Here is a 6,563-nt window from a genome sequence, read left to right on the forward strand (position 1 = left end):
TGGCACCTCACCATCCCTAAACCCACATCAACTCACATTCTTCCCCGGGGTGAATACCCCCATTTGGAAGAGTGAAAACCACATAGCCCACAGGTAGGGTGCAGTAAGACCGGGGTACCAAAACCCTTACACCCCGCACCCGAACCCACTCAAAACTTATTTGTCCACAACCGAAAACCCCTTGAGGAGAGAACCATGAGCCGCGAACGCATCAGCGCACAGCAGACCGAAATCACCGCAGCCGAGCAGGAGCAGGAACTGACTCTCGCCGCCTCGCACGTGGTGTCTGACGTGAGCGAGGTTGACGACCTGCTCGACGAAATTGACGGCCTGCTCGCTGAGAACGCTGAAGACTTCGTCACCGGCTTCGTCCAGAAGGGCGGCGAGTAACCGGCACGCCCCGCGCCGGGTCAGCATCATGGAACACCGTATTTTCGGCATTGAAAGCGAATTCGGGCTCAGCTACGTCCCGCACGGGCTCGGTCGGCTGAGCATCGAAGAGTCCGCCGCCGCCCTTTTCAAGCCCGTCCTGGATCAGTGGCGTTCAACGAACGTCTTCCTGCCCAACGGCGGTAGGCTCTACCTTGACGTGGGTTCGCACCCCGAGTACGCCTCCGCCGAATGCGGCAGCATTGACGAACTGCTCGCGCAGGAACGCGCCGGTGAGCTGCTTTTCGCTGATCTGGCGCGTACCGCCCGCAAGCGCCTGCTCGCAGGATCGGAGGGCCGCCCCCTCGACGGTGAACTGTACCTGTTCAAGAACAACGTGGATTCGGCGGGCAACTCCTACGGCAGCCACGAGAACTACCTGATCAGCCGCAAACTGCAGTTCAACGACCTGATTGCCCAGCTCGTGCCGTTCCTGGTGACCCGCCAGATTCTGGTGGGTGCCGGTAAGACCCACCCGAACGGTGGCCCGGTGCCCGGTTCGACCGACCCGGCGTCCAGCACGGGTGTGCCCTCGTATTCGTTCTCGCAGCGTGCCGACCATATTTGGGAGGCGGCGTCCACCTCGACCTCGCGCGCTCGCCCACTCATTAACACGCGCGATGAGCCGCATGCGGACGCTTCGAAGTTCCGCCGCATGCACGTCATTAATGGCGATTCGAATATGGCGGAGCCGACGACCCTGCTGAAGATTGCCAGCACCGACCTGGTGTTGCGCATGTTGGAGGACCGCTTCCCGGTCACGAGCCTGGATATTGTGTCTGTTCCGGCGGCTCTGCGCGCTATCAGCCACGATCTGACCGGCACCGCGACCTTCGAAACCACGGACGGTAAGCATTACACGGCGTTGAGCGTTCAGCGTCACTACCTGGATGCGGCACGCCAGTACGTGCAGCAGTACGGCGCGCACCACCGCCACGTGGAATACGCCCTGGACCTGTGGCAGCGCACCCTGGACGCTATCGAGTCCGGCGACTACAGCAGCATTGATACTGAGATTGACTGGGCGATTAAGAAGAAGCTTCTGGATGCGTACATTGCCCGCGCCCGCGCGGCTGGTCAGCCTGCCGATTATGCGAGCGCCCGCATCCGTCAGCTGGATTTGGCGTACCACGACATCGACCCGGAGCGTAGTGTCTTCCACGCGCTGGTTCGTCGCGGTGCGGTCAAGCGCATCCTGCCTGAGGGTGCCGCGGAGGCGGCGAAGACTCAGCCGCCGAACACTCGCGCCCTGCAGCGTTCGCGTTTCATTAACGCGGCGGTTGCGGCGGGGGAGCAGTTCACCGTGGATTGGGTGCACTTGAAGCTCAATGCCTACCCGCAGCACACGCTGGTGTGCAAGGACCCGTTCGCTACCGGCAGTGAGGAGCTGGAGGAGGTGCTGAGCCTGCTGGCGTCTAAGGCGCGTCAGCATCAGGAGGCGGCATTCCCGCCACCCTGCTAATCAACAGCACTGCTAAACAGCTCCGCTAGAAATGCTCTGACGAGGGGAAACCCGCCGGCGGTCGGGGTTGTAGACCTTCGGGAACACCCCGGCCGCAACACAGCTTGAACACAGCTACGTGCCGTAGCATAAAACAGCTAAACCTATACCTGTAAACTGTTCTGTGGCACACGGGCACTCACACGCCCCACTCTCACAGAAAACCCCAGAGGATAACACTATGACCAAACGCTCTAAGCTCACTATTTTCGGTGCCAGCGCGGCAGCTCTCGCGCTCGCACTGTCTGCATGTGGCGCACAGTCCTCCAATAACGGCGACCTGTCCAAGGTGCAGTACACCCTGAAGAATGCGACCGCTGAGCCTGAGGCGTCCTTCGCGACTCCTTTCGCCGCTTCTAGCCCTTCCGCGTACGTGATTGAGGAAGGTAACGGCGACTCCATCAACGATGGTGACTACGTGCTCGTTGAGGCTGCCGTGTTCAAGGGCACCGACGGCAAGCTTAACGGTTCCACTTACTCCAGCGAGCCGATTCTGCTGCCGATTAACGATCAGCTGAAGCAGGCTGCACCGCAGGTGTACGAAACCCTCAAGAAGATTAAGGTTGGCGGTTCTTTCTCGTACACCACCAACGTTCTGCAGCAGCGTAGCACCGCGGGCGTGACCACTACGACCGCTTCGCCCGGTACCGCAACTAACGTTGAGGTGTACACCGTGAAGACGAAGTTGCCCAAGTACGCAACCGGTAAGGCTGTTGAGGCTGACCCGTCGCTGCCGTCCTTCACTCTGGATGAGTCCACCGGCAAGGCTGAGATTAAGCTGCCCGATAATAAGCCTGAAGTCACCGAGCTGGTTTCGAAGAACCTCATTGAGGGCGAGGGCGCTGAGGTCAAGGAAACCGACACCGTGTACGTGCGTTACATTGGCGTGCAGTACTCCGACGGTAAGGTCGTTGACGGCAACTACGACGCCGCCACCCCGATGGGCATCTCCCTGCAGGGCGTTATCAAGGGCTGGACTCAGGGCTTGAAGGGTAAGAAGGTCGGCTCCCGTGTTGAGCTGGTCATCCCGGCTGATTTGGCGTACGGTAACGACACCGGCGGTTCCAAGCCTTCGGGCACCTTGGTGTTCGTGGTTGATATTCTGGGGGCGGAGGAGAACCCGCAGACCCTGCAGCGTGCTCAGGCAGCTTCTAGCGCGGCCGCTGCGGAGGCGAGCGCCTCGGCAACCGCTTCTGCGACCGCAACCCCGGCGGCTACCGCTTCGGCTACCGCGCAGTAGCCCGGTACCCATATTTTCGGTACCCACATTTTTATTTCGCGCTCGCCGCTTATATGACGTAGGCGGCGGGCGCACCCACTATTTCGATTCATTTCGAACCAATCAAAGGAGACACCCATGTCTTTCGGTCAGCGTAACCTCGACCGCGAAAAGCCCGAAATCGATTTCCCCGAGGGCGACGCCCCCACCGAGCTGGTCATCACCGACCTGATCGAGGGTGCTGGCGCTGAGGTTGTTCCCGGCTCCCGCGTGCTCACCCACTACGTTGGTGTGGCATTCTCCACCGGTGAAGAGTTCGACGCGTCCTGGAACCGCGGCGAGCCGCTGCCGTTCCAGGTGGGCGTTGGCCAGGTTATCCGCGGTTGGGATGAGGGTCTGCTCGGTATGAAGGTCGGCGGCCGTCGTCGCCTGGAGATTCCCGCCGACATGGCGTACGGTGACCGCGGCGCTGGTTCGGTCATTAAGCCCGGTGAGTCCCTGATTTTCGTGGTGGACCTGCTGGACGTCCGCTAAGGACTAGCCAGGTTCTCGCATTTCTCGCGTAAGAGACACGTGGCCCGGTGCTTTCTCCCGCTGGTGGGAGGGGGCACCGGGCTTTTGCGTACCGGACTATAGGTGCGCCCGCGTATTCCTCCCGCAGCCACCCCATGCGCTGAACCGCCCCATACGCTAAGTAAGTGCCGCGGAACACACACGGTATGATGGAATCATGTCCACCGCAGCTCAGCTTTTCATGACTCTTCACCGCCTCGCCACCGCCGCCGAGGCACGCGACACCGCAACCCGAACCCAGGGCATCAGCCGCAACGAGCTACTGACCTTGCTCGGCATTAGCACGCGCGCTAACGGCTCCCTCAGCGAGTCCCAGGAACGCGCCTTTGAACGAGCCAAGCAGACCCTGCGTGATGCCGGCGCGCGCATCACCCACGTGACCACGGATCTGGGGGAGCGCTACCGCCTCGAACCCAGCAACGCCGCAAAGCTGCCCGCCTGGAACCCCACCGCCGAGGAGTTCCGCCTCATCAACACGATTCTGCGCGGCTGGGAAGGCACCGAACTGCAGGATGACGCCTACCGCATCCTGCGTAAGATTGCGCTCACGAGCGAGAACCTCACCGACGAGGCGCTCGCCGCCGCGAAGATTCAGGACCCGAAGACCTGCAAGCGTCAGCGCGCGAAGAACCTGTACACCTACCGCGAGCCCCTTCAGCGCATTTACTTTAGCGATAACCCGCACCTGAATGAGCTGTTCACCGCCTATGCGGAGCGTAAGACGGTCACGTTTACCTATCAGACGGCTGCCGGTGCGACCCGCGTGCAGGAGAAGGTCAGTGTTGCCGGTATTGGTTACCGTTACGGCACCTGGTATTTTGTCGGCTACTACACTGAGAGCTCGGAGCGTAAGGAGTACACGTTCCGTGCCAGCCGTATTCAGAAGCTCACGATGCTTTCGCGTATCGATTCGACCCCCATCAACGCGACGTTTAACGCCAAGAACTGGCTTGAAGACATTAAGGGCTACGAAGAGAGCCTGATTGTTGCCGAGGTCAGCGCCGATTCCACGCGTTCGGAGCCCTTCACCGTGCCTTCGTACGGCACGATTGATAGTGCTGTGGCGGCGACCAGCTACAGCTGCGTGATTGAGCCGCCCGAGGAATCGGAGGCTGCCTCTACCCGCCAGCGTGACAGCTATGCCGCCCAGCAGCAGCTGTTGCGCACCCTCACCGACCTGCACAGCGGCGCGGTCGAGGATCCCGGCACCTGGAGCAAAATCGACCAGCGTAACCGCAATAATGTCCTTGATGCCCTCGTCGACCTGCTCCTGGGTCTGCACCGTGCCGACCGCTGGGCGAGCACCCACGGTGAAGAGCCCATGCCGTTGAACCAGCTCAACGCCCTCTACAGCGTGGACACCGACAAAAACCGCGACCTCGGTAAGACCATTATTCCCGAGATTTTCGCGCAGGTAGATACCGTTCCCTTCGATTCTGATCCCAAGGACCCGGACGCGCTCAAGCCCAGCTACATTAACCTGCTGCCGGACTTTGGCGGCGCCACCCCGCACACGCTGCTGAACTACGCGCGCCTTACTGACACTGAGCTCGCCATTCTCGTCTTTACCCTCTCTGCCGCAGATATTCTGCACCCGGCGGATGCGCGTCTGGGCAGTATCCGTGCGGCGCTCGCCGTCGCCTACCCGAACGCGCCCGTCTATGCGCAGCACCTGTGCTTCGCCCCGGAGGAGCCTCTGCTGCAGGAGGCGACTGCCGCCCTGAGCAGCGGCAACGCCGTGACCATTGGTTACGGTACCTCTGAGCGTGCCGCGGATCGTCTGGTGGATCCGTATGCGCTGGTGTTGCACCGCGACCACATGTACCTGCATGCGTGGTGCCGTACCGCTGAGGAACGCTACTATGCGGCGCGCGGTGAAGAGGTACCCGCGCAGGTACCTGAGGCTTTTGCTCACGCAGCCACCGGCGAGGCAGCGAACAGTGCCGACAGTGAGGCGGGGGAGAAGGAACCCACCTTCTGGCGTAACTTCCGCCTCACCCGCATCAACCACATTCAGGAGGCGGGCGCGGGTCGTACCCACCCGGTCACCGGTGACACCGTGCCAAACTGGCACGCTCAGCAGCACAGCACTCAGACCAACCCGTTCGCTGAGTTGCGGATTCACCCGACCGAGCACATTCCCAGCGGTGAGCCGCTCGATACTCTCACTGCAACGTACATGCGTCGAAGCACCCACCACGTGAAGAAGGCTTCACGCACCCAGTACGTGCGCATCCACTACTACAACAACGCCCACGGCGCTGGCGATAAGAACATCCTCGACACCGTCATCGCACACCGAGGTGCCCTCGAACTGGTCGGCCCTGCGCACCTGCGCGCGGCGCTGCTTGACCAGTTGCAAACCCTCAACGCGAGTAGCCGCAGGGGTGCGCCCGCAGGTGTGCCCGCAGAAAAATAGAACTTCACCCACAAGCAAAAACGCCCTAAAAACCCATCTAAGGCGCCAAAACATTAACCTAAAACTTGTATAATGGTGCTCATGTCTTGGTGGTTCTGGATTTTGCTATGGGGCGCGCTCATCATCTGCTCGCTCCTCTATTTGGCATGGTTCACCTACAAAGCACTCACTCGCGGTTTCACACTCCTTGACGAAACCGTAACCTGGGTCGAGTCAATCGAGGGACAATTCGACGCAGCGCAAGCGAACGCAAGCCGAAAACTCCCGCGAGACACCACCCTCGGGGTATTCACACCCATCACTGAGGCATACAATAACTACGAACAAGGTAAGCAGACACGCAGGTCTGAGCGGATCAAGCGACGGGTCTCCCGACGAGATCGACTCGGCCAACCTCAAAACATCGGAGACCTGCTCTAACA

General features: G+C 60.9%; 5 protein-coding genes. All 5 read left to right on the top strand.

The window, feature by feature from the left end:
- Positions 1–195 precede the first annotated feature (195 nt).
- The gene (locus tag RQ593_RS02780) at positions 196–390 is read left to right on the top strand and encodes a ubiquitin-like protein Pup (protein WP_311449764.1); all 195 of its coding nucleotides are present in this window, start codon (positions 196–198) and stop codon (positions 388–390) included.
- Positions 391–418: 28 nt separating this feature from the next.
- Positions 419–1,891, top strand: a complete 1,473-nt coding sequence (gene pafA / locus RQ593_RS02785; protein WP_311449765.1) for a Pup--protein ligase — start codon at positions 419–421, stop codon at positions 1,889–1,891.
- A gap of 220 nt (positions 1,892–2,111) precedes the next feature.
- Positions 2,112–3,170 (top strand): FKBP-type peptidyl-prolyl cis-trans isomerase, encoded by a 1,059-nt coding sequence (locus RQ593_RS02790; RefSeq protein ID WP_311449766.1) that lies wholly within the window; start codon positions 2,112–2,114, stop codon positions 3,168–3,170.
- Positions 3,171–3,287: 117 nt separating this feature from the next.
- On the top strand, positions 3,288–3,683 hold the full coding sequence (locus tag RQ593_RS02795; protein WP_005508667.1) for an FKBP-type peptidyl-prolyl cis-trans isomerase: 396 nt from the start codon (positions 3,288–3,290) through the stop codon (positions 3,681–3,683).
- A 196-nt stretch (positions 3,684–3,879) separates the two neighbouring features.
- Positions 3,880–6,141 (top strand): WYL domain-containing protein, encoded by a 2,262-nt coding sequence (locus RQ593_RS02800; RefSeq protein ID WP_311449767.1) that lies wholly within the window; start codon positions 3,880–3,882, stop codon positions 6,139–6,141.
- Positions 6,142–6,563 lie beyond the last annotated feature (422 nt).

The organism is uncultured Rothia sp. (assembly GCF_963507905.1).
Taxonomy (GTDB): Bacteria; Actinomycetota; Actinomycetes; order Actinomycetales; family Micrococcaceae; genus Rothia.

Excerpts from the sequence above, each read along its gene's own strand:
- RQ593_RS02790 (WP_311449766.1), top strand. The coding sequence starts at position 2,112 with ATGACCAAACGCTCTAAGCTCACTATTTTCGGTGCCAGCGCGGCAGCT.
- pafA (WP_311449765.1), top strand. The coding sequence starts at position 419 with ATGGAACACCGTATTTTCGGCATTGAAAGCGAATTCGGGCTCAGCTAC.
- RQ593_RS02800 (WP_311449767.1), top strand. The coding sequence starts at position 3,880 with ATGTCCACCGCAGCTCAGCTTTTCATGACTCTTCACCGCCTCGCCACC.
- RQ593_RS02795 (WP_005508667.1), top strand. The coding sequence starts at position 3,288 with ATGTCTTTCGGTCAGCGTAACCTCGACCGCGAAAAGCCCGAAATCGAT.
- RQ593_RS02780 (WP_311449764.1), top strand. The coding sequence starts at position 196 with ATGAGCCGCGAACGCATCAGCGCACAGCAGACCGAAATCACCGCAGCC.